The organism is Winogradskyella sp. (genome assembly GCF_028282165.1).
GTDB lineage: Bacteria > Bacteroidota > Bacteroidia > Flavobacteriales > Flavobacteriaceae > Winogradskyella.
The window spans coordinates 27742-49925 of record NZ_JANQIM010000035.1 but is presented as its reverse complement, the minus strand read 5'-3'; the positions used below and the strand labels follow the sequence as shown (position 1 = coordinate 49925).

Sequence of the window (22184 nt, the reverse complement as noted above, 5' to 3'; positions counted from 1 at the left end):
GTAAGCATAGATTGTATTAAAATCAGCTACTACAAAATTACCATTTGACCCAACAATGTCTCCTCCTTGGACAGCACTAGCCGACTGAGAGCTCCAAGTCCCAGTAGCCCCATTATAAGCGTAGATTGTATTAAAATCAGCCACTACAAAATTACCGTTAGATCCAACAATATCATCTCCCTCAACAGCACTAGCCGACTGAGAGCTCCAAGTTTCAGTTGACCCATTATAAGCATAGATTGTATTAAAATCAGCTATTAAGAAATTTGAATTAAAACTATTAGGATTATTATTGCCATTCCCAGTTGCCCCTGAATTTTTAGCATACAAAGCATATGGTACACTAAGCAATTGACTAGTTCCCTCAATCGTATAATTAGTACCTCCAGTAGGATCAGTTTCAGATTTTATATAGTAGCTACCATTTCCCCAATCAATAGTAGAGAAATCATCTGCTGATGAACCAGAACCTATAGATAGCGTTACTAATCCATTTTGGTTTGTGGTTACTGTATGTGTTTCGGTATATACTGCTGTACCTGTATCCGAATTTTGCAATATGCTAATTCTTATACCAACGGATGTATCTTGAATTAAATCGCCATCTGCATTACGTACCAAGGCTTGATAGCTCATTAATTCGGGCGCCTGGGCAAACGAAATAAGAGATATAAAGAATAATAAGGCTGTTAAGTATAAGTTTTTCATGGATTATTTTTTTGAGATTTTATATGATTTAACAATGGTATTGTCCTTTAGGATATTAAAAATATAAATTGAAGTTTCAAGTGATGTAAGTTCAATTTTAGATTGAAGGGTATTCAATTCACCAAACGTTACTCTTCTACCAGATAAATCTATGATTTGATACGATAACTCATCTACTGAATTCAAATGAACGTTCAAAAAATTTTCCGTTGGATTTGGAAAAACTTCAAAAGTTAAATTGCTATAATTATTAATACTTAAAACTGAAACTTCAAAAGGTATTTGCGATCCGACAGAGGTACTTCCTCCAGTTCCTGTAGCTTCTTCATAATGGATTAAGCCAACAGAATAGGTTACTTTTCCTGATGATGATTCACTGTCTAAACCCGAAGAAAGCACATGTTCTTGAGCTGCTATCTGGAGGGTAAAACCCAATAGCGTTAAAAAAAATAGATTTTTTTTCATTAAAACGTTATTTATTAATTGGTGCTATGCGTTAGGATATTTCTAAAAAAGCCTATCAATTTAGTAAATGATAGGCCTTTAAATAATGAGTTATATATAAAATTACTTTTGAGCTTGTGGCCCACCACTGATAATCAAGAATTCTGAACGCCTATTTTGTTGGTGTTCATCGTCTGTACAATTGGCTCCACAATTTACTTTAAGCTCACTTTCACCTTTGCCTTCAGCCGAGATACGAGATTCATCAATACCCTTGGAAATTACATATTGTTGCGTGCTCTTAGCTCTGCGTTGCGAAAGCCTTTGATTATAAGAATCAGACCCTCTACTATCGGTATGTGATGTGGCCTTGATCACTAAGTCGGGATATTTATTCATAACCTGAACTAATTTATCTAACTCAAATGCAGCTTTAGCCGTAATGTTTGATTTATCGTAATCAAAGTAAATAGGGTTTAAGACAATTTCTTCAGTCTCAATTATTTTTTCTATTGGGTCTAAAGAAACCTGTACTGCTAGTTCTTCTTCACTTGTGCCACTGACTTGAATTTTTTTACTTTCAAAGTCCTCCATAACCACTTCTAGCTCTGTGTCTTGTTCACATTCTACTATAAATTCAGCAATACCTTGCTCATTACTCATTTTAGTTACAACTTTATTACCTTCAGCATCATATAAAGAAACTGATGCACCACTTAAGGGCGCTCTGGTTTTATCGTCTAAAACAGTAGCTGTTATAAGCACATCACAAAGAGGTTGTAGTTTTTTAAAAGCATAAACATCATCACTACCTTGCCCTCCGTCTCTATTAGATGAAACGAAACCTTCCTCAGCTTCTTCGTCTATTGTAAAAGCAAAATCATCACCATTACTGTTTATAGGAATCCCAATATTTCTTATAGGTGCCATTTTACCGTCAATTTCTTTAGTGTAAAAAACATCCATTCCTCCAAGTCCTAAATGACCATTTGATGAGAAATATAAGGTATTATTACTACTAACGTAAGGAAACATTTCCTGTCCTTCAGTATTTATTTTCTGACCTAAGTTTTCAGGTTCACCAATAGTTCCATCGTCATTTATTGGCGCTTTATAGAGATCAAATAAACCATAACCTCCAGGCATATTAGATGAAAAATATAGTGTTTTACCATCAGGACTAACAGAAGGATTTTTTACGGAATAGTTCTCACTATTGATAGATAAACCTTCAACAGTATCCCAATCGGACCCTAGCTTAGCGGCCTTAAACAGATAGAGTTGACCAAATCTTGCATTACTCAAAGAGTCTTTTTGAAAGTCTCTTTCAAAATAGCTTTCTCTAGTAAAGTACATAGTATTGCCATCTGGCGAAAAAGACACCAACCCTTCGTGAAACTTAGTATTGATCTTATCATTCAACAATGTAGCTTCCTGATAGGAACCATCAGAGTTTTTAGCGATGGAATAGATATCTAAAAAAGGTTCTTCATTCCATCCGTAGGTCTTACGATTGTCGTTACGACCAGAAGCTATATATAATTTCCCATCGTATAAAGTGCCACCAAAATCGGATTGTGGCGTATTAAAACCAGCATCTTGAACGTTAAACTTTTTACCTTGTTCTAAGATTTTAGGTAAATAGTTAGGGTTCTTTCTATATGCTGTTGCTCTATTATCTGATGGTCGCATAGAAGCAAATTTTTCCATTTGCGTGTTTGATTCTTCATACTTTCCGTTAGCCTTAAGCATTTCGGCATATTTGTAAATCAATTCTGGATTGTCAGACGATTCTAAAGCTTTAGCATACCAGCGTTCGGCTTCTACTGTACTAAAGATGTTATAGTAGCTTTCTGCGAGTTGGGCATATACATAAGAGGTTGCTTTACCACTTTCAACGAGTTTCTCGTAGCTCTCGGCAGCTTTTACAAATTCAAATCTTGCAAATTGTTTATCTGCCTTTTTGGTGTCACTGTTCTGAGCAGTTAAGCATAAACTACTCATCAACGTAATAAATAATAATGTTTTTAAGTTTTTCATAATTGTTTAGCTTAACGGATTAAAAGTATCTAGGTGAACGAGAAACACGTTTCGGGAAATTTAGATCAAATAGCAACATCACTTCATGAGATGCTGGTGCAAATGCCTGAATATCTGAAGACACAGCATCATAAGCATAACCAACTCTTACAGAAGGCGATAGTGCAAAATTGATCAATCCTGAAAATGAATCATCTAAGCGATATGAAGCTCCAATTTCAAACTTCTTAAAAAACCTTGCATTTAGGTTAACATCAAAAGAAGTAGGTGCATCAAAAGCCGATTTTACCATAAAAGATGGTTTTAGCTCAGTATTTGGTGATAAATCAAATACATAACCACCAGTTAAAAAGTAGTGTTGTGTTTCGGAACCAATATTATTTCCATTAGAATCTAAATGAACAGAATCTAATAAATTAGGAACGGATAACGACAGGTAATAATTATTAGTGTAGTAGAAGAAACCAGCACCAATATTAGGAGTAGTTTCATTGATTCCAATACCAAAGAAAGGGTCTCCCTCATCAATCACAGCTACATTACCGCTTGTTAAATTAATGTCGTGAAAGGTGGCACCTGCCTTAACACCAAAAGCCAAACGATGCTCACCGCCTAGTTTAAGGGTATAGGACACATCTACATAAGCATTGGTCTCTGTTACGGGACCAATTTGGTCTGCTATAAGTGAAACACCTAGCCCCAAGTTACTGCCAATAGGAGCATGTCCAAAGAATGTACCTGTTTCAGGCCCGCCTTCAATCTTTGTCCATTGATTTCTGTATAATAATCCAAATGATAGATTTTCTCTAGAACCAGCATATGCCGGATTTATGATGTTCATATTATACATGTACTGTGTGTACTGAGGGTCTTGTTGCCCATGCATTTGAAAAGCCAAGAGCAATACCGCTATAATAGAAAGTTTTTTCATTATTTTAAGTTGATTCAAGTTAGTTGATTATCTGTTAATATAGACCCAAGCACTTTTTTGCTTAGTTCCACCTTCGTAAGTCATCGTATAGAAATATGTGCCAACAGGAAGCTCTTCACCATCATTGGTTTGTCCTTCCCATTCGTCTGTATAGTTATCCTTAGAGTAAACTAGAGTACCATTTCTATTGAATATATCAAGGCGCGTGACATTAAAATACCTTAAGTCAAACGTATCGTTGAATCCAGGAGAGACACCTGGAGATATACCTTCAGGGATAACACAATTATCTATTTCAGTTACAACATTGTCCGAAATTGAATTTGAACATCCCGTATCATCAAAGGTAATTCTTGCAGTATAATCACCTGGAGATAACGCTTCATAGGACAGTCCTGTTGCGCCAGCAATCTCAATCCCATCTAATAACCATTGTACAGAGATGGTACCAACATTAGAGCTGTCGGGTATCAAAGTGAGCACAACTCCAGATCCTGCTTGAGGACATAATAAAAATTCATCCGTATCTGGGTCATAATAGAATAGATTGGTATCGATAGAACCAAGTGGTACCACATTAATAACTAGGTTAAACGAAGTGGTACTAAAACAACCAGTAGTATTATCTTGTGCACGTACAAAAACAGTTTCACCACTACTTGAATATGGGCTTACAAGAGCGTCAGTTCCAGTCTCAGCATCGGCTTGAGTATTATGATAAGTCACTGTAACATTTGGATCAGTAGTAACCTCTGAATCAATTGAAGTTAAATCAAACTCTGTAACACCATCAACAATGCCATCTAGATCATCACAAACCACAAAATCCGCTGGTTGGTTTATGACTGGATTTGCATTTACAATCAACTCTACCTCTCCTAATTGGCGACAGCCAAGGAAACCGTTATTTGCAGCGTTTGTATCTTCAACCCTTACAACTAAAATCTCTCCACCAGAATTATATGGGCTAGTCACGGGATTCATTGCCTGGTTAGCATCAGCCATATTGGTATAGTAAGTTACGGTAAAGGCTGGTCCAAAACCAAGGGCCGCTGTAATATCTTCTAAATTGAAATCTTCAACGCCATCAGCTGTAGCTCCGTCACAGACAATAAGAGGATCTGGAGTAAAGTTGCCAGGATCTTCATAAAGATTAACTTCTACAAATTGAGAAAAAGCCTCAGCAGCACAACCATTATCAATGGCCAATACTTGATAAGTATCTGATTCTGTTACTGTAAGAGTACTTGAAGTTTCACCTGTAATTTCAATACCATTTTTGAACCAAACAAATTCATCAGCACCAGGCGAGTCCGTTTCTAATGTGATTTCAGTAAATCCACATAAAGGAACTACATCAGTTTCTGAGAAGTCATTATTTGGATCGATAAAGGCCTGTTGACTTGTGATTTCGGCTGTAATATCTGCAACAATTGCACCCGCACCACTATCGCCAAGATTAGTTTGAATTACCTGAATGACGCCTGGTTCCGACTCAAAATTAGTAATCAATAGCAGATACACTTCTCCGGCCTGAGCTCCCGTTAAAACTGCATTTTCAACTGGTAAAAACGAATAACTACAATCAACAACTGGTGCAGAAATAGTAAAAGGATCTTGATTTACACAAACAGGATCATCTGGTGTCAACGGTCCCCATAATAAAAAGTCAACATCTAGTTCATCGCCAATTGGGTTACCATCCGCATCAAAAGCAGAATTTTGTACCATTTCAATCAAAATATCACCTGTTTCACCAATAGGAAGTTCAAAATAAGTAGGGTTAGGAATTGTAATTAAACAATCCAAAGTACTCGTATCTGGCAAACCTACTACATTATTATAATAGAGAATGTTGTCATCGTTACCACCGCTACATAGATTCTCAGTCGATTCACAATCTATATTTGGCGGTGCTAAATATGTTGTAATACAAAGGTCGAATGTGGTATCCTCTTGTGTTGTACCTCCAGAATAGACTCTAACATAATAGGTCTCACCTATAGTAACAGATGGTGTAAGAAGCGACCAATCCTCAAAACCAGAAACACAGGCAATCTCTGTTAAGTTATCACAGGTACCTTCATATACAGCAAGATCCATATCTGTGGCTGAGCTACCCACAACGTTGGCTAAAGAAATTAATTGGAATTCACTTAGTGCTTCAAATTGAAACCACACGTCATCATCTGCTGAACCACCGCATGAAGGGTCTGGAACACCAGAAGGACTAGCGCCAAAAATTGATCCAGGAGTATTGTTCTCACACAATATACCATCATTTACAACTGCAACATTTGCCTCACAAGGCGTATCATTATCTGGCGGACATATGAGTCTTAATTCTGGACTTACAATAGTACAAAGACTTTCTTGTTCATTTGCAACGGACACAACAACAGCAGTTCCAGATGGAAAAGGCCCAATTTGTGAAATACCTGCTGCCATGATCTGTATTGTATTGGCATCAAAATCATTTGATATTTCTATAGAAGTGGCATCTCCCAGATCAGTAACATCAACATCAATAAAGAATTGCTGACTATCGCAATCATCTACAATATTAAAACTAACTTCTGGAAGCACACAAGGTAAAATACCCACGTTTACTGTAAAGTCCAATGTAACGCCCCAAGTACCATTATAACATGGGTTAGGGGTGGCCTGACCAGTATCTGCTGTACCAATACGCATTCTATGCACACCAGGAGTTGCGGTAACAGGCATAACAAAAGACGCATCTAAAGTATGAGGATCACCAGCACCTGATGATTCGCCTTGGAACACTAATTCTGAGGCGTCAAAAACTAAATTATCATCAAAATCTATCCAAATATTGGTGTTATAATCAAAGGCATGGCCAAATTCAATAATAACTTCAGTATTAATCCCTGGAAACACATCAATAGTAGGAGACGTTTGATCTTCATAAGTAACAAGATCACCTAGACTTGGAAAATCTATTGTCTCTATTGTAACATTGTTTACACCAGTTCCATCAAGACTCGATGGTTCTGATTGACAATAACCAGTAAAAAATGAAGCTGGACCAGCAAATGAACTTAGGTTCATTGGGTCACATTCTGCCTGAACATAAAAGTCATAATCTGTGTCTGGTAATAAAGGAGAGATTGTATACGGATTTGTTGTTACACCGGAGACTAGTGTCCCTGTTCCTGGTGTAAAGCCTGAAGGACCATATTCAATATTCCAAACGGTAGACGTACCAGTTTCTGTCCAACTAACTTCAGTCTCGGTTAAACTTAAATTATTGGAATCTAAATTTATTGGCTCGGGACAGGTTGGGATACCTCTAACACGGAAGTTGTCTACAAATACATCATTATCTTCAGGATCATCTACGGTACCTTCAGAACCTAAGATTCCGAATCTAACTGTTTGACCTGCATAAGCCTCTAGAGTAAATAATACTGTTTCTCCAGTTGCAGGTACTACAGATGAACTATCGTAAGTTACTAAAGTAGTCCATGTTGCACCATCATCATTAGTGATTAAAAGCTGTACTGTATCATCTGAGCCTAGAGTACCAGCCGTAGTTGTACTCGCAAACTCCATGATAGCAAAATCAAATTCAACTTGGAATGGCCCTCCAGTTAAATCAAAAGTTGGTGATAAAATCCAATCACTTTTAGATGCAAGCCATAAGTTGATTTTATAAGCTCCAGTTGTTCCATTATTAATAAATCCATCTTCTACCCAGGAACTACCACCTAAATCACCTGGGCCAGTTGTTGCATCACCACTATCGGCTTCCTCCCAACAGTCAGGGGTAATTGTATTGAATTGCTCTATGTAATCGGGTGTAAATATATCACAAGCAGTAGTAAATGTAAAAGGACCAGAAAAATCACTTGTATCACCGCCGCCGCAATCTGCTTGAACATAGAAATCATAGTCTGTATTTGGCATTAAGCCTGTAACGGTGTATGGGTTAGTTACGCCGGTAGATGTAGGCGTTCCGGTTGGAGGATCTCCAGCAAGAACAACTTCAACATTCCATACCGTAGCAGTTCCGTTTTCTGTCCAGCTTAAGTCCGCTCCATCTATTGTAAAATTTGAAGCTGACAAATCTGAAGGGAAAATACATGTTGGTCCCTCTTCAATACAAACGTCTGCACTTCCAGATTGTCCGTCTCTCCATATTACAGCGACATAAGTATTGCCAGGTGTAAGCCCATCAATAATACCTGAGTTATCACCATCATTAAAATCGTTATTAAAGCACACTAAAGATGTTCCACCACAAGCATCCAAAATTTCTAGGCCAACTTCATCAGCGCCTCCACCAAACTCAAAGATAACTGAACCAATAGCAGGTGCTGTGAAATTTATCCAGTATCCCCAATTTCCTGCTCCATCACAAGTAGGGTTTTCGCCATTGGCATCTATATCTTCTGCTAAGCTAAAATCAAACGTTACGGGAGTAGCCGCAGAACAATCTGGTTCTACGTTCATTGCAAAGGAAGCATTACAGGCTCCTCCAGGAACAGCTGTTGCAAAGGTAAATGGCCCTATAAAATTAGATGTGCCTGAAGAACCACCACAATCAGATTGTATATAAAAATCATATCCAGTCCCAGCTGTTAAACCTGTAAGATTGTAAGGTATTGCAGTAATACCATTTACTGTTGTACCTGAACCTGGTGTAAATCCAGCAAGCCCCCATTCTATATTCCAAACTGTGGCAGAGCCATTTTCTGTCCATTGTAAGTCGGCAGTAGTCTCTGTGATATTTACAGCTTCTAACATATCTGGATCAGGGCATATTGGTGGTGTCTGTGAAGTTATGGTTGGTGAATCAAAACAAAAACCCCATTCCCAAGCTGCTCCACCTCCAGGGCCATCATCATAAAAGGCAATTCTATACTGAAAGTTTGAAAGCTGATTTGCCGTAAAGCCAGCTATATTTAATTGATTACTGGTAAAGCTATCTCTTGCACCGGAACAGAAATTATCATCAGGTTCGTCAGCAGAAGCTACAAATTGTTGCCATACTTCCCATGTGCTACTGTCGGCATCCCAGTATTCTAGGTTAAGCACATCTGCCAAATCATTATAGGTGTAATCGACATCAATAAATAACCAAGTCTCACCAGCCCCAAAAGCGGCTGACAAGTCTATTATTGGAGATTCAGCGGCGATGTCGTCGTCACTTGTCCCGCCCGCATCGTCATCGTCGAAAGCAAAGTTACTTGTGGCCGTTGGATCTGCTTCAAAGGCCGATGGATCTGGGTTGAAAACGCCTGTAACTGTCCAGTTAGTGTTTGGCCATGCTGCAGGCTGATTTAAAACTTGAGCACTTACAGCAACGGAAAAGCACAAAAGCATTAGAAATAGAGTAATCTTTTTCATTATTAATCGGTTTGTTAGAAATTATATATTCCTTTATAACACTCTGATTATAAAGGAATTGATTTTTTATTTGTAAATTGAGGCTATTAATCAGTAATAAAGCCTTGATTAGGTTGCTTTTTTACAGAGACTCGAATATATAAAAAATGACTATTAACAAGATGTTAACAATGTTATAATAGACCAACTACCGTATTAATCGATAAATGGTTTATGTCTTTTTGAGTTCTATATAAACGGGAAAATGATCGCTATAACCACCTTTATATTTTTTGCCTACAAAAGTTCTAAAGGGTTGTCCTTTATACTTTCCGTGGTATTGCGTTAAGAACTTGTTGTTAAACACGTCTGCACCAGAAAAGGATAAGCTAAAATTACTGGTGTCAAAGAAATTAGTTGAAAATAAAATTTGGTCAAACAGGTTCCATTCAAAATCATGATTAATACTACCATTATCTTTTGACCAAACTGTTTTGAAGGGGTTGAATAAGCCGCTTTCCTCTTCTAGCAACTCGATGCTGTCATTATCTGGATTATCATTAAAGTCTCCCATTACAATTATTTTAGCTCTATCGTCATCTTTTTTCAGTTTGCGAACAATTGAATTAACCACATTGGCTGCCGCTATACGTTTGTATTCGGTTTCTTTTTCACCTTCTCGTCTAGATGACCAGTGGTTAACAATGATATTAAGCAATTCGCCTTCCAATTTTCCTTGTACTAGAAGAATATCCCTAGTATAATCTCTTTCACCGGTATCGGTTTGAAGATATACCGAATACGTTTCTGAATTCTCAAGTTCAAAATGATTGCTTTTATAAAGTAGCGCCACATCAATACCTCGTTCATCTGAAGAATCATAATGCACATAGCTGTAATCTTCATCGATGAGGTTTTTGCTTTCTATTAAATCTGATAAGACTTTTTTGTTTTCTACTTCAGCAAGACCAACAATTACGGGAGCAACTTTAGAGTCTTCATCACCTATTTTAGAAATGACAGCGCCCAATTTTCGAAGTTTATTTTTATAGCGTTTTGGGGTCCATCGCTTTGCTGAAGTTGGTAGAAAATCATCATCATTTGTAAAAGGGTCGTTTTCTGCATCGAATAAGTTTTCAATATTATAAAAGGCAATGGTATGTGTTGCGGAAGATTTATTCATGGCAATAAATATAGGATATTTAAAGTGTATTTAGAATAGCCCATTTGTTTAACTTTGCACTTTAATTTATATATGATAGAAAAAAAAGACATTGCTTTAGAAAAGGTAGTACTTATAGGTATAATTACCCAAGATCAAGATGAGGCCCAATCTAAAGAATATCTAGATGAGTTAGAATTTCTTACTTACACTGCAGGTGGTGAAGTGGTAAAGCGCTACACACAAAAGATGGCCATGCCAAATCCTAGAACATTTATTGGCACAGGTAAGATGGATGATGTGATGCATTTTGTAAAGGATAATGAAATTGGGACAGTAATTTTTGATGATGAATTGTCTCCTGCTCAAGAAAGAAATATTAGTAAGATACTCAATTGTAAGGTACTCGATAGAACAAATCTTATTCTAGATATTTTTGCACAACGCGCTAAAACCAGCTATGCCAGAACTCAGGTTGAATTAGCACAATGCGAATACTTATTGCCTAGATTAAAGGGGATGTGGACTCACCTTGAACGTCAAAAAGGTGGTATAGGTATGCGTGGTCCCGGTGAAACCGAAATCGAGACGGATAGACGTATTGTTCGCGATAAAATTTCCCTTTTAAAATCCAAGATCAAAGCCATTGATAAACAAATGGCGGTTCAACGCAGTAATCGTGGTAAAATGGTGAGGGTTGCCCTAGTTGGCTATACTAATGTGGGAAAATCTACATTGATGAATGTTATTAGCAAAAGTGAGGTTTTTGCCGAAAATAAACTATTTGCAACTTTAGATACTACAGTTAGAAAAGTCGTTATTGGTAATTTACCATTTTTAGTAAGTGATACTGTAGGATTTATTAGAAAACTCCCCACGCAATTGGTAGAGTCTTTTAAAAGTACTTTAGATGAAGTGCGAGAAGCCGACTTATTGTTACATGTCGTGGATATTTCACATTCAAATTTTGAAGAGCACATAGAATCGGTGAATCAGATCTTGGATGAAATTGATAGTAAAGACAAACCAACCATTATGGTTTTTAATAAGATTGATGCCTATAAACCAGAACCTTTCGATGAAGACGATTTAATCTCTCAGAGAACAAAAGCAAATTACAGCATTGAAGATTGGAAAAAAACTTGGATGTCTAATATTGGTGACAATGCGTTGTTCATATCTGCATTAAACAAAGAGAATTTAGATGAATTTAGGAAACGTGTCTACAAGGAAGTAAGGCAAATTCATGTCACAAGGTTTCCATACAATCACTTTTTATATCCAGATGTTGAAGATATTTCGTAAAAAAGGTCGAACTAATAAGCCCGACCTTTTTTACTATAGTATTGTATTTATTTAAAAGCTATAACTCACACCAACCGTGTAATAGCTTTGAATATCATTATCCACGTTATCAAATGTGGCGTCAGGATTTCCTCCTGTTCTAGTCTGTTCAAAATTAACAGCTTCTTGATGGTTGCTTCTTAGACCAAAGTCAAGACCAACACCAATTCCTTTCCATAAGGTGTAAGCAAAAGAGTTGATCCATGTCCAGTTAGAGAGGTTACTGTCCTCGTAACTTTGAAAAGCCGAAAGGTTGGTTTTAAAGTTAATTTTTCCTAATTGTTTGGTGTAATCGGCAACAATCTTCGCACCAAAAGACGAATCGAAAACCGTATCTCCGCTAGAGAAGACAAAATTATAGTTAGCTGGATGAATTACTACGACCAAATCCGTAATCGGTGTCCAAGTAAAACCAACACCCAAGTCTAGGTAACCAGGATCATTAAAGTTGTTGAGTACAGTAGTTCTATATTCTGCCAAACCAGAAACCGCCCACTTTTCACTGAGTCTTTGACCGTAAAGCGATGTTAAGTTGAACACATCGGTTGTAGGCTCAAAATCTTCGCTATCATTGGGATTGTCCTTGTCATCTAGTTTGGTCCAAGCAAAGTTGGTGTTTAAGCTGTTTCTCCAAAAATATTTGTCTTCAATTTTATTGGCAAATGCATTAACCGTAAAACCAATGGTACCGGATTGGTTATTAGGTGCACCCTGGGCGTACCACTTACTAAAATTAGATAAGCTACCGCCAATAGTACCAAATGCGCCAATTCTCCATCCGGGCAAGGCATCGATTTGCGCTTGTAGCGCATCAGCTTCTGCCTGAAATTTATCAGCTTCTGCTTGTTTTTCAGCTTTTTGCTTTTCTAGTTCCTCTTTTGTTTGGGAAAATCCCAAAGTTATGACTAACATTAAAAATGCCGATAAAAGTAATTTTTTGTTCATAATAAGTAATAGTTTAGTAAACCAAAGTTGTTATTTGCGTGCAAATATAAGCTTTATTGATTTCAGCTTAATGTATAAATCTTTGAAAATCAATACTACTTAGACCTTTTTTTGAGGAAAGGTCACACTTTTTTTCTTTTAAATAAGGGTACAGAAGAACAGGCTTCACCATACATAATGGATTTAGCAATTGGTTTTAGCTTTTGGGACAGCAGTACCAGAGCATTAGCGGGGACAGGCTTATGAGCACAACCTTTGATGATCACAGGCATATCTTTATAAATAGATGTATCTAATTCTGAAACAATTGAAGTGTAGACTATAGACTCCAAATGCTCTAAAGAACCAATGACCGTCAATTGAGCAATCCCTTGAAGTTGCATGGATATAAGCATATAGGCCCAATCGGGTACTATAGCATCGGTTGAACAATACAAGGCCACATAGCAATCTCTGTATTGCGACCAGTCGTGTGCTGAGACTGATGCTCTAAAGTCTTTTTCTCGAAGCACCAACCCTTCAAACAACCAATCTTTTATATCAAACAAAATACGCTTACCGTCAGGATAAAATTCCTCGAGATCAATAACTTTTAATTTGCTTTGGGCGACTCTATTAACAATTTCTTCTGCCATACTATAGCATTCCTAATTCTAATTTAGCTTCTTCACTCATTAAATCTTGTGACCAAGGTGGGTCAAAGGTAATTTCGACTTCTGCATTTTTAATATCATTTATCGATTTTACTTTTTCTTCGACTTCAAGAGGCAATGTCTCTGCGACTGGACAGTTGGGTGAGGTTAAGGTCATTAGTATTTTTACCTCGTAATCTTCATTGACCAAAACATCGTAAATTAGTCCCAATTCGTATATGTCTACAGGAATTTCTGGGTCGTAAATTGTTTTTAAAACTCTTACGATCTTATCTCCGATTATTGTTGTATCTATATTGGCTTCACTCATTTTAACTTAATTGTGTTTGGTATGCGATGGCATACATTTTTAGTTGTTTTATCATGCTCACTAGACCATTGGCTCTAGTTGGCGACAAGTGCTCTTTTAATCCTATTTTATCAATAAAATCGGTATTGGCTTCAATAATGGCTTTAGGATGCTGGTTAGAAAAAACTCTAATCAATATGGCAATTATGCCTTTGGTTATAATGGCATCACTATCTGCTGTGAAATTGACTTTGTCATCTTGCATATTGGCATGTACCCAAACCTTACTTTGACATCCTTTTATAATATGGTCTTCAGTCTTATATTGTTCGTCAATTAGGGGTAGGGTTTTACCTAAATCAATCATGTATTGATAGCGTTCTTCCCAGTCATCAAACATAGAGAACTCATCGATAATTTCATTTTGAATTTCTGCAATTGTCATGTTCTATCTCTTTGTGGCAAAGTTACAAAATCACTATTGTTTAGAGGTGTTTTCGCTTATAGATAACACTTTATTAACTAGTGCTTCTATTTCTTTTGGTGGCATACCGTGATCAAAAGTTGGCGACATCATCTCTACATCACCTTTTATGACGGATAAGGTAGCATGTGCAGCACCATCATACAAGCGTTTGTCTGTTGGGGCTTCTAGTTGATCTAGATGTTCTACATCAACTTCGTTTAAGATTTTATTTAGTGCTTCCCAATCTTCAGCTTTGCAAGGGTAAGAATTCATGGTTTTTAAATTTCTGTCTTTTGAGGTCACAATCTCGGATTTTGAGATTTGAATATAATCGAATTTACTTCTTGATAGCACTTTGTAAGTCACTAAAGTTTTGCTGTAATTTTCTTTAACAAGATCCTTTTTTGGGTTATTTGTAGTATTTAGCTTAGAGACTTCTATTTTGTCAGCGTTTAAAACAGAAACATCATCTGTGTACAGTACTAATTTATTGTCTCTAAGCTCTATTTTATTTGCTTTTCTCAAGAGCGTTAAGAAATTCTGCTCCACATCACCTATCTCTTTTCCACAGTATTTTTTAGATGATGCCATATCGCTAAAGTTAATCTTATTATTGTCGAGCGTGTATGTTCCAAAAAAACTATTACAACCAGCAAAACCTGTAACCTTATTTGAATTGGCATCAAATGTGATTTTTAAAGCCAAATCTTTTGTGGCCTTATTTTCAATTTGCGTAACTAAATAATCACCAGAAATCGAATTCTGATCTAAAGTTTTAGCGTTCATTGCATTTTTACTTGTGTTACAAGAGTTAGTCAATAATAATAGACTAAAAATGGAGAGTAAAAGTTTCATATTAAAAAGGTTTAATATGTAATATACATTTTTAATGCCAAACATTTAAGACAGCATCAAAATAGACTTTTTCAAAGCTGTAATAAAGGTGTCAATTTCTTCTTTGGTGTTGTAGAACATAAAAGATGCTCTTATGGTACCAGGGATTTTATAAAAATCCATAATCGGTTGGGCACAATGATGTCCAGTTCTCACGGCAATTCCCATTTTATCGAGAATAGTACCAATATCGTAAGGATGGATATTGGCGACATTAAAAGAAATTACAGAAGTTTTCTTTTTAGCTGTGCCGTAGATCTTTACTCCTTCAATTTGCTGTAATTGATGCGTGGCATATTCTAAAAGCTCATGTTCGTATTGGGCAATAGTTTCAAAGCCTATGGCATTCATATAATCAATGGCAGCACCAAAAGCAATGCCACCACAGACATTTGGTGTACCAGCTTCAAACTTATGTGGTAAACCGGCATAAGTGGTTTTTTCGAAAGTAACTTCAGCAATCATTTCCCCTCCACCTTGGTAAGGTGGTAGTTTGTTTAGCCATTCTTCTTTGCCGTAAAGCATTCCGATGCCTGTTGGCCCACAAACCTTATGGGCAGAGCATACATAGAAATCAACATTTAAGCTTTGAACATCTGGTTTTAAATGTGGACAAGATTGTGCGCCATCGACTAAAACAGCGGCTCCTACATTATGGGCTTTATCTATAATATCTTCAATAGGATTGATGGTCCCTAGTGCATTAGAAATATGATTAACAAATACCAGTTTCGTGTTTTCGTTTAAAAGTGTATCCAATTCTGAAAGAATTAGATCGCCATTGTCATCCATTGGAATAATTTTCAATGTAGCACCAGTTCTCTCACAAAGCATTTGCCAAGGCACTATATTGCTATGATGCTCTAATGCAGAAACAATGACCTCATCTCCTTCTTTTAGCAAGGATGAAAACCCGTTGGCCACTAAATTAATACCATGTGTTGTTCCTGAAGTGAAAATGATTTCGTGAGCGTGTTTGGCATTAACATGTGTTTGGATTTTCTGACGTGCTTGCTCGTAAGCATCAGTGGCTTCTTGACTCAACGCATGGACTCCTCTATGGATATTGGCATTATAATTAGAATAATAATCTACAATAACATCAATAACTTGTTGAGGTGTTTGCGATGTTGCCGCGTTGTCAAAATAGATTAAAGGTTTTCCGTTGACTTTACGATTTAGTATCGGAAAGTCTTTTCTGATTTTTTGAACGTCTAACATTAGCTTTAATTCCATATGCAAAGGTACAAAGCAATCTTAACAAAGTAAAACTTATAACAATGCTTTAAGAGTAGGTTTGGTTTTTCATAAGTATCTTTATATTATTTATAATGTAAGAGTTTTCAAACCACTTTTAAGAAATAATTCAAGTTAAATCGAAAAACAGAAAACTGCTAAAAAGTGAAAATTATAAAGTGCATTAATTGTGGTGTCTATAATAAAAATAGAGATCGTTGTAAAAACTGTGATGCACTTCTGTCATACAAAAAAAGAAGAGCGCAACAAATAAAAGCTGAGAATACCGAGAGGTTAGAAAAGGCAAAAAAGAGCCCTCCAGATTTTATAGAAAATTTGCAGCAACATCGATACATTATGTTTCGTGTACTGGGTTGGATTTTATATTCGGCTTTTGTTGTGGTTAGTGCTATTGGAGCTTTTATAGCGTGGTTGGTCTTTGCTATTGCTGCTGGTTGATATGAATACTACTATTAAGTTCTACTTTTTTATTTCGGTTATTGTGGGTGTGTCGATATACATCGCTCAAAAACAGAATATAGACTTACCTCTAATTGTAAACAATTATGTCAACGATTTTTTAATTGTGCCAATCTGCTTAACGATTAGTTTAGTACTACTAAGATTTACTAGAAATGATGAAGATTATTATTTACGTTTTTATCACGTTTTGTACTTAGCTCTTTTTTATGCAGTGCTCTTTGAATATGTCTTACCACAATTTTATGAGCGTTATACATCAGATCGAGTAGATATAATGCTATATTTCTTGAGTGCAATGCTGTTCTATTATTTACAACGAAAGTCTAAGGCACATGCTAATTAGCCAAATACTTAGTGGTTTTTCAAGTTTGGTTTTATAACTGATTTATTTACAAATCAAAACCTAGATTGACACCTAATTTATTGGCAATTATAGTAGTAATCCTACTTTTAATTTCTGGTATTTTTACTGAATCCAATACATTATTACTAAAGGCAAACATTAATAATGCTCTTGCCTCTTTTTCTGGAATACCACGAGAACGTAAATAGAACATAGCACTGTCATCGAGCTGACCAATAGTGCAACCATGAGAACATTTTACATCATCTGCAAAAATCTCCAATTGCGGTTTAGTGTTAATACTCGCTTTGTCGCTTATCAATACATTGTTATTAGCCTGAAACGCATTAGTCTTTTGTGCTTCCTTTTCAACAATAACCTTTCCGTTAAAAACACCTGTGGAATTATCATCAAAAATACCTTTGTAGTCCTGATGACTTTCGCAATTTGGTTCTATATGATGTACCAATGTATTGTGGTCTACATGTTGCTTATTACCAATTATAGTGATTCCTTTCATTGTAGAATCAATACGCTCACCATTTTGGAAGAAGTTCAAATTATTTCTGGTCAACTTACCACCAAATGAGAAAGTATGCACTTTAGCAATGCTTTCACGCTTTTGGTTGATAAACGTGTTATCAATTAAGGACGCTGTTTCCCTATCATTCTGAATTTTGTAGTAATCTACAATAGCACGTTTATTGGCAAATACTTCGGTAACACTATTAGTTAAAACAGGATTGTCTGTTAAACTCTGGTGACGCTCAATAATCTGAACATGTGAGTTTTCATCAACGACGATTAAGTTACGCGGTTGAAGCATTAATGCGGCTTCATTTCCTGTAGAGAAATGAAGTATTTGAATCGGTTTTTCGACCAATTTATTCTTTGGAATATGAATGTAAGCACCTTCAGCAGAAAACGCAGTATTCAATGACGATAAGCCATCTTTGGTAGCAATTTTATTGAAATAATTTTCAATAATCAATCTGTATTTTGGCTTGGTCAATGCGGCCGACATTAAGCAAACATCAATGCCATCATGAGTGGTCTGTGATAAGTGCGAAGAATACTTTCCATCGATAAAAACAATTTGATATGAATCTATATCATGGATAAAGTACTTTTTAACGTCCTTAAAATCTAAAGCTTCCTCGTGCTTAGGAAACACGCTATAATCGTGTTTTAACACCGAATTTAATGAGGTATACTTCCAAGCCTCCTGTCGCTTAGTAGGGAAACCTTCGATTTCAAAATGCTTTATAGCTTCAGTTCTTATATCATGGACAGGAGAATCTATATCGACCATATTTTCAAAGGCCATGAAAGAAGACACTAGTTTTTCTTTTAATTCCATATGTTCTGTCATTCCTGCGAAGGCAAGAATTTATTTGTTTTTATCTGTTTACGCTATTTGAGATTCCTGCGAAGGCAAGAATAACAATTAGCTATGCGTTAACTTCTTCTTTAATCCAATCGTAACCTTTTGCCTCTAGCTCGTGAGCTAATTCCTTAGGTCCCGATTTTACGATTTTACCATCATGTAAAACATGCACATAGTCTGGAACAATGTAATCTAACAATCTCTGGTAGTGCGTTATCACAATAACGGCATTGTCTTTAGACCTCAGTTTGTTAACACCATTTGCTACAATTCTTAGGGCATCGATGTCTAACCCAGAGTCCGTTTCATCTAAAATGGCCAACTTAGGCTCTAGCATTGCCATTTGAAAAATCTCGTTGCGTTTTTTTTCACCTCCAGAAAACCCTTCATTTAACGAACGCGATAGAAATTTACGATCTATCTCTAACATTTCGGATTTTTCGCGAATCATCTTAAGCATTTCGTTGGCAGGCATATCCTCTAAGCCTTTAGCTTTTCGGGTTTCGTTGATAGCCGTTTTCATAAAGTTGGTTACACTAACACCTGGGATTTCTACTGGATATTGAAACGACATGAAAACGCCTTTGTGAGCACGTTCTTCTGGTCCTAGCTCGTCAATATTTTCGCCATCTAATAGAATTTCACCTTCTTCAACTTCATAATCTTCTTTGCCTGCAACAACTGCAGCTAACGTACTTTTACCAGAACCATTAGGTCCCATAATGGCATGTACTTCTCCTGGTTTTACATGAAGGTCAATACCTTTTAAAATGGCTTTATCATCTACACTAGCGTGTAAGTTTTTTATCTTTAACATTGCTATTTAGTTTGCTAATTTTACTACGTCTTTTTTATTTGGGTCAGGTGCTTCCACCTTTAATATATCTTTTACTTCTAAAATGTTGTCCCACAGAATAGCTTGATCAGTATTCTCAATTCTTTTGACTCTAATGGTAACTGGTACAGAAGTATATTCATCGGCCTTAAAAGCTTTTACTTTTTCATTTAAGAGATGCATATTGTCGTTAACCACTACGCCATAAATTTCATTGGGAGTTTGAAATACAGCTGCTTTTTTATCGGCATCGTATAAAAACTCACCTTTCATCGTTACCAAACCATCATTTTGGTCATATGATTTTGCACGACTTTCTTCTAAGTTAACGCCTTTTTCCTTAGGTTCATTTTTACAGGAAAAAAGACCAATTGAAACCATAAGAATAAATACTAACTTTTTCATTATAAGTGGTTTATCCTACAGATCCTTCTAAACTTATTTCCAGTAATTTTTGAGCCTCAACAGCAAACTCCATCGGGAGTTTATTTAGTACATCTTTACTAAAGCCATTAACAATTAAGGCAATGGCCTTTTCCGTATCTATACCGCGTTGATTACAGTAAAAAATTTGATCTTCGCCAATCTTACTCGTGGTGGCCTCGTGCTCTATTTGTGCTGACTTATTTTTGGCTTCTATGTACGGAAACGTATGTGCCCCACATTCGTTACCCATGAGTAAACTATCGCACTGCGAAAAGTTACGTGCATTTTCGGCACGCGAGCTAATTTGTACGAGTCCACGATAAGAATTTTGAGATTTGCCAGCAGAAATACCTTTAGAAATAATAGTAGACTTAGTATTTTTTCCTAAGTGCACCATTTTTGTTCCCGTATCGGCTTGCTGAAAATTGTTGGTTACGGCAATAGAATAAAATTCGCCAACCGAATTATCACCTTTTAAGACACATGATGGATACTTCCATGTAATGGCAGATCCTGTTTCAACCTGTGTCCAAGAAATTTTGGCATTGGTTTCACAAAGTCCTCGTTTGGTCACAAAATTATAGACACCACCTTTACCTTCAGCATTACCAGGATACCAATTTTGAACTGTGGAATATTTAATCTCGGCATTATCTAAAGCAATCAACTCAACTACGGCCGCATGCAATTGGTTTTCATCTCTGCTTGGTGCTGTACAGCCTTCTAAATAACTTACATAACTACCTTCATCGGCGATTACTAATGTTCTTTCAAACTGACCTGTTCCTGCCTGGTTAATTCTAAAGTAAGTAGACAATTCCATAGGGCATTTTACACCTTTTGGAATGTAGCAAAATGAACCGTCACTGAATACAGCGGAGTTTAAAGCTGCATAGAAATTGTCTTTTTGAGGTACTACAGTGCCAATATATTTTCTGACCAACTCAGGATATTCTTGTATAGCTTCTGAAATACTCATAAATATGATACCCTTTTCGGCTAGAGTCTTTTTGAATGTGGTTGCTACTGATACAGAATCGACCACAACATCCATAGCTACACCTGCTAATTTCTTTTGCTCGTCTAATGATATACCGAGTTTTTCAAAAGTTGCTAAAAGCTCTGGATCAACCTCGTCTAGGCTATCGTATTTAGGTTTGCTATTGGGTGCCGAATAGTAAGATATGGCTTGAAAATCTGGTTTTTCATAATTAACATTTGCCCATTCTGGTTCGGTCATTTCTTTCCAAATTTTGAAAGCCTCAAGACGCCATTCGGTCATCCATTCGGGTTCTTCCTTCTTTTTAGAAATGGCTCTAACAATATCTTCGTTTAGGCCATTGGGAAATGTATCAGATTCTATGTCTGTATAAAAACCGTATTCGTATTCTTTGGTTTTTAATTCTTCCCTTAAATCGTCTTCAGTATACTTTGTCATGTTCAAAGTTTAAAATTCAAAGTTTAAAGTTGGCTAATTGACTTATACCCGCTTCCCTTAAATCGCTATTTTTTAGATAATTCATAAACCCTCCAATCATTTTACTCAATGTAATACACTGAGATAAGAGATTTTCAAATTGATTTTCAGTTATATATTTTCTATCCAATAAGCGGTATAATTGCGATCTTGTTTCACCACAAGATGCTCTAGCAATTGAAAGAAACTGCACAAACTCTTTATTGCCGTTTCTTTCAAATCCTTTGGCTATATTATCCATTATAGACCCTGATGAGCCATCAATTTGCCCATAAAGTTTAGAATCTTTTCTCAATTTTGTGTTAATGGCTATTGTATGGATAGCATCACAAAGTATTCTGGCTGATTGCCAAATTTCTAAATCTTCGAATTGCTTAACCGTTGCCATAATCTTGAATAGTTATAGTGAAAATGATTCTCCACATCCACAAGTTCTATTTGCATTTGGATTATTAAACACAAATCCGGTGCCGTTAAGACCGCCAGAATATTCTAGGGTGGTGCCTATAAGGTACAGAAAGCTCTTTTTGTCAACGATTATTTTAACTCCATTGTCTTCAAACACTTTATCTCCTTCTACGTGTTCCTTGTCAAATTTTAAATCGTACGACAAGCCAGAGCATCCACCACTTTTTACACCTACCCTTATGTAATCGGTATCTGGATTGTAGCCGTCATCACTCATAAGCTGAACGACTTTTTTCTTCGCTTGTTCTGAAACTTTAATCATAATATTAAAGTAGATTAATTCTAAATTGTATGCAAATAT

General features: G+C 36.4%; 20 protein-coding genes and 1 pseudogene. 3 read left to right on the top strand and 18 right to left on the bottom strand.

The window, feature by feature from the left end; genetic code table 11:
• The 6 genes and pseudogenes from Q0972_RS14730 to Q0972_RS14705 form a co-directional block, all read right to left on the bottom strand.
• Positions 1 to 708 (bottom strand): annotated as a pseudogene (locus Q0972_RS14730) (collagen-like protein); the annotation flags it as partial.
• 3 nt (positions 709 to 711) lie between these two features.
• On the bottom strand, positions 712 to 1173 hold the full coding sequence (locus tag Q0972_RS14725; protein ID WP_299366955.1) for a T9SS type A sorting domain-containing protein: 462 nt from the start codon (positions 1171 to 1173) through the stop codon (positions 712 to 714).
• Between the two features lie 102 nt (positions 1174 to 1275).
• A complete protein-coding gene (locus tag Q0972_RS14720; protein WP_299366952.1) occupies positions 1276 to 3192 on the bottom strand; it encodes an OmpA family protein in 1917 nt (638 codons plus the stop codon).
• 19 nt (positions 3193 to 3211) lie between these two features.
• Positions 3212 to 4123, bottom strand: coding sequence for a type IX secretion system membrane protein PorP/SprF (locus Q0972_RS14715; RefSeq protein WP_299366949.1), 912 nt, complete (start codon positions 4121 to 4123; stop codon positions 3212 to 3214).
• Between the two features lie 27 nt (positions 4124 to 4150).
• The gene (locus tag Q0972_RS14710; protein WP_299366946.1) at positions 4151 to 9496 is read right to left on the bottom strand and encodes a gliding motility-associated C-terminal domain-containing protein; all 5346 of its coding nucleotides are present in this window, start codon (positions 9494 to 9496) and stop codon (positions 4151 to 4153) included.
• Positions 9497 to 9707: 211 nt separating this feature from the next.
• Positions 9708 to 10658: an endonuclease gene (locus Q0972_RS14705; protein WP_299366943.1), complete on the bottom strand. Its 951-nt coding sequence runs from the start codon at positions 10656 to 10658 to the stop codon at positions 9708 to 9710.
• Positions 10659 to 10730: 72 nt separating this feature from the next.
• Here Q0972_RS14705 and hflX point away from each other — a divergent pair, with 72 nt between their 5' ends.
• Positions 10731 to 11942, top strand: a complete 1212-nt coding sequence (gene hflX / locus Q0972_RS14700) for a GTPase HflX (RefSeq protein ID WP_299366940.1) — start codon at positions 10731 to 10733, stop codon at positions 11940 to 11942.
• Between the two features lie 51 nt (positions 11943 to 11993).
• On the opposite strand, the gene Q0972_RS14695 is transcribed toward hflX, so the two are convergent.
• From Q0972_RS14695 to Q0972_RS14670, 6 genes are all read right to left on the bottom strand, one after another.
• Positions 11994 to 12926 (bottom strand): DUF3078 domain-containing protein, encoded by a 933-nt coding sequence (locus tag Q0972_RS14695; RefSeq protein WP_299366937.1) that lies wholly within the window; start codon positions 12924 to 12926, stop codon positions 11994 to 11996.
• Between the two features lie 122 nt (positions 12927 to 13048).
• A complete protein-coding gene (locus Q0972_RS14690; RefSeq protein ID WP_299366935.1) occupies positions 13049 to 13561 on the bottom strand; it encodes a DUF2480 family protein in 513 nt (170 codons plus the stop codon).
• A gap of 1 nt (position 13562) precedes the next feature.
• A complete protein-coding gene (locus tag Q0972_RS14685; RefSeq protein WP_299366932.1) occupies positions 13563 to 13889 on the bottom strand; it encodes an iron-sulfur cluster assembly protein in 327 nt (108 codons plus the stop codon).
• A 1-nt stretch (position 13890) separates the two neighbouring features.
• Positions 13891 to 14313 (bottom strand): SufE family protein, encoded by a 423-nt coding sequence (locus tag Q0972_RS14680; protein WP_299366929.1) that lies wholly within the window; start codon positions 14311 to 14313, stop codon positions 13891 to 13893.
• Between the two features lie 33 nt (positions 14314 to 14346).
• On the bottom strand, positions 14347 to 15189 hold the full coding sequence (locus Q0972_RS14675; RefSeq protein WP_299366927.1) for an META domain-containing protein: 843 nt from the start codon (positions 15187 to 15189) through the stop codon (positions 14347 to 14349).
• A gap of 45 nt (positions 15190 to 15234) precedes the next feature.
• The gene (locus Q0972_RS14670) at positions 15235 to 16449 is read right to left on the bottom strand and encodes an aminotransferase class V-fold PLP-dependent enzyme (RefSeq protein WP_299366961.1); all 1215 of its coding nucleotides are present in this window, start codon (positions 16447 to 16449) and stop codon (positions 15235 to 15237) included.
• A 180-nt stretch (positions 16450 to 16629) separates the two neighbouring features.
• Between Q0972_RS14670 and Q0972_RS14665 the strand changes: the two genes are divergently transcribed.
• Together Q0972_RS14665 and Q0972_RS14660 are read left to right on the top strand one after the other, a co-directional pair.
• The gene (locus Q0972_RS14665) at positions 16630 to 16923 is read left to right on the top strand and encodes a hypothetical protein (RefSeq protein ID WP_299366925.1); all 294 of its coding nucleotides are present in this window, start codon (positions 16630 to 16632) and stop codon (positions 16921 to 16923) included.
• A gap of 1 nt (position 16924) precedes the next feature.
• Positions 16925 to 17290 carry a hypothetical protein gene (locus Q0972_RS14660; RefSeq protein ID WP_299366922.1) on the top strand — a complete coding sequence of 122 codons (366 nt, stop codon included), beginning with the start codon at positions 16925 to 16927 and terminating at the stop codon, positions 17288 to 17290.
• A 46-nt stretch (positions 17291 to 17336) separates the two neighbouring features.
• On the opposite strand, the gene sufD is transcribed toward Q0972_RS14660, so the two are convergent.
• The 6 genes from sufD to Q0972_RS14630 all read right to left on the bottom strand — a co-directional run bounded on the left by sufD (position 17337) and on the right by Q0972_RS14630 (position 22145).
• Complete coding sequence (gene sufD, locus Q0972_RS14655; RefSeq protein ID WP_299366919.1) at positions 17337 to 18650, bottom strand: Fe-S cluster assembly protein SufD; 1314 nt, start codon at positions 18648 to 18650, stop codon at positions 17337 to 17339.
• Positions 18651 to 18741: 91 nt separating this feature from the next.
• Entirely contained in the window at positions 18742 to 19494 is a 753-nt protein-coding gene (gene sufC / locus Q0972_RS14650; protein ID WP_299366916.1) for a Fe-S cluster assembly ATPase SufC, read from the bottom strand.
• A 6-nt stretch (positions 19495 to 19500) separates the two neighbouring features.
• Positions 19501 to 19917 (bottom strand): hypothetical protein, encoded by a 417-nt coding sequence (locus tag Q0972_RS14645; RefSeq protein WP_299366913.1) that lies wholly within the window; start codon positions 19915 to 19917, stop codon positions 19501 to 19503.
• A 10-nt stretch (positions 19918 to 19927) separates the two neighbouring features.
• Entirely contained in the window at positions 19928 to 21376 is a 1449-nt protein-coding gene (gene sufB / locus Q0972_RS14640; RefSeq protein ID WP_299366910.1) for a Fe-S cluster assembly protein SufB, read from the bottom strand.
• Positions 21377 to 21392: 16 nt separating this feature from the next.
• Complete coding sequence (locus Q0972_RS14635; protein WP_299366907.1) at positions 21393 to 21803, bottom strand: four helix bundle protein; 411 nt, start codon at positions 21801 to 21803, stop codon at positions 21393 to 21395.
• 12 nt (positions 21804 to 21815) lie between these two features.
• Positions 21816 to 22145 carry an iron-sulfur cluster assembly accessory protein gene (locus Q0972_RS14630; RefSeq protein WP_299366904.1) on the bottom strand — a complete coding sequence of 110 codons (330 nt, stop codon included), beginning with the start codon at positions 22143 to 22145 and terminating at the stop codon, positions 21816 to 21818.
• Between the last annotated feature and the right edge of the window lie 39 nt (positions 22146 to 22184).

Coding starts and splice junctions, on each gene's coding strand:
- hflX (WP_299366940.1), top strand. CDS start 10,731: ATGATAGAAAAAAAAGACATTGCTTTAGAAAAGGTAGTACTTATAGGT.
- Q0972_RS14690 (WP_299366935.1), bottom strand. CDS start 13,561: ATGGCAGAAGAAATTGTTAATAGAGTCGCCCAAAGCAAATTAAAAGTT.
- Q0972_RS14660 (WP_299366922.1), top strand. CDS start 16,925: ATGAATACTACTATTAAGTTCTACTTTTTTATTTCGGTTATTGTGGGT.
- sufC (WP_299366916.1), bottom strand. CDS start 19,494: ATGTTAAAGATAAAAAACTTACACGCTAGTGTAGATGATAAAGCCATT.
- Q0972_RS14725 (WP_299366955.1), bottom strand. CDS start 1,173: ATGAAAAAAAATCTATTTTTTTTAACGCTATTGGGTTTTACCCTCCAG.
- Q0972_RS14705 (WP_299366943.1), bottom strand. CDS start 10,658: ATGAATAAATCTTCCGCAACACATACCATTGCCTTTTATAATATTGAA.
- Q0972_RS14680 (WP_299366929.1), bottom strand. CDS start 14,313: ATGACAATTGCAGAAATTCAAAATGAAATTATCGATGAGTTCTCTATG.
- sufD (WP_299366919.1), bottom strand. CDS start 18,650: ATGGAATTAAAAGAAAAACTAGTGTCTTCTTTCATGGCCTTTGAAAAT.
- Q0972_RS14635 (WP_299366907.1), bottom strand. CDS start 21,803: ATGGCAACGGTTAAGCAATTCGAAGATTTAGAAATTTGGCAATCAGCC.
- Q0972_RS14670 (WP_299366961.1), bottom strand. CDS start 16,449: ATGTTAGACGTTCAAAAAATCAGAAAAGACTTTCCGATACTAAATCGT.
- sufB (WP_299366910.1), bottom strand. CDS start 21,376: ATGACAAAGTATACTGAAGACGATTTAAGGGAAGAATTAAAAACCAAA.
- Q0972_RS14710 (WP_299366946.1), bottom strand. CDS start 9,496: ATGAAAAAGATTACTCTATTTCTAATGCTTTTGTGCTTTTCCGTTGCT.
- Q0972_RS14715 (WP_299366949.1), bottom strand. CDS start 4,123: ATGAAAAAACTTTCTATTATAGCGGTATTGCTCTTGGCTTTTCAAATG.
- Q0972_RS14630 (WP_299366904.1), bottom strand. CDS start 22,145: ATGATTAAAGTTTCAGAACAAGCGAAGAAAAAAGTCGTTCAGCTTATG.
- Q0972_RS14685 (WP_299366932.1), bottom strand. CDS start 13,889: ATGAGTGAAGCCAATATAGATACAACAATAATCGGAGATAAGATCGTA.
- Q0972_RS14695 (WP_299366937.1), bottom strand. CDS start 12,926: ATGAACAAAAAATTACTTTTATCGGCATTTTTAATGTTAGTCATAACT.
- Q0972_RS14720 (WP_299366952.1), bottom strand. CDS start 3,192: ATGAAAAACTTAAAAACATTATTATTTATTACGTTGATGAGTAGTTTA.
- Q0972_RS14675 (WP_299366927.1), bottom strand. CDS start 15,189: ATGAAACTTTTACTCTCCATTTTTAGTCTATTATTATTGACTAACTCT.
- Q0972_RS14645 (WP_299366913.1), bottom strand. CDS start 19,917: ATGAAAAAGTTAGTATTTATTCTTATGGTTTCAATTGGTCTTTTTTCC.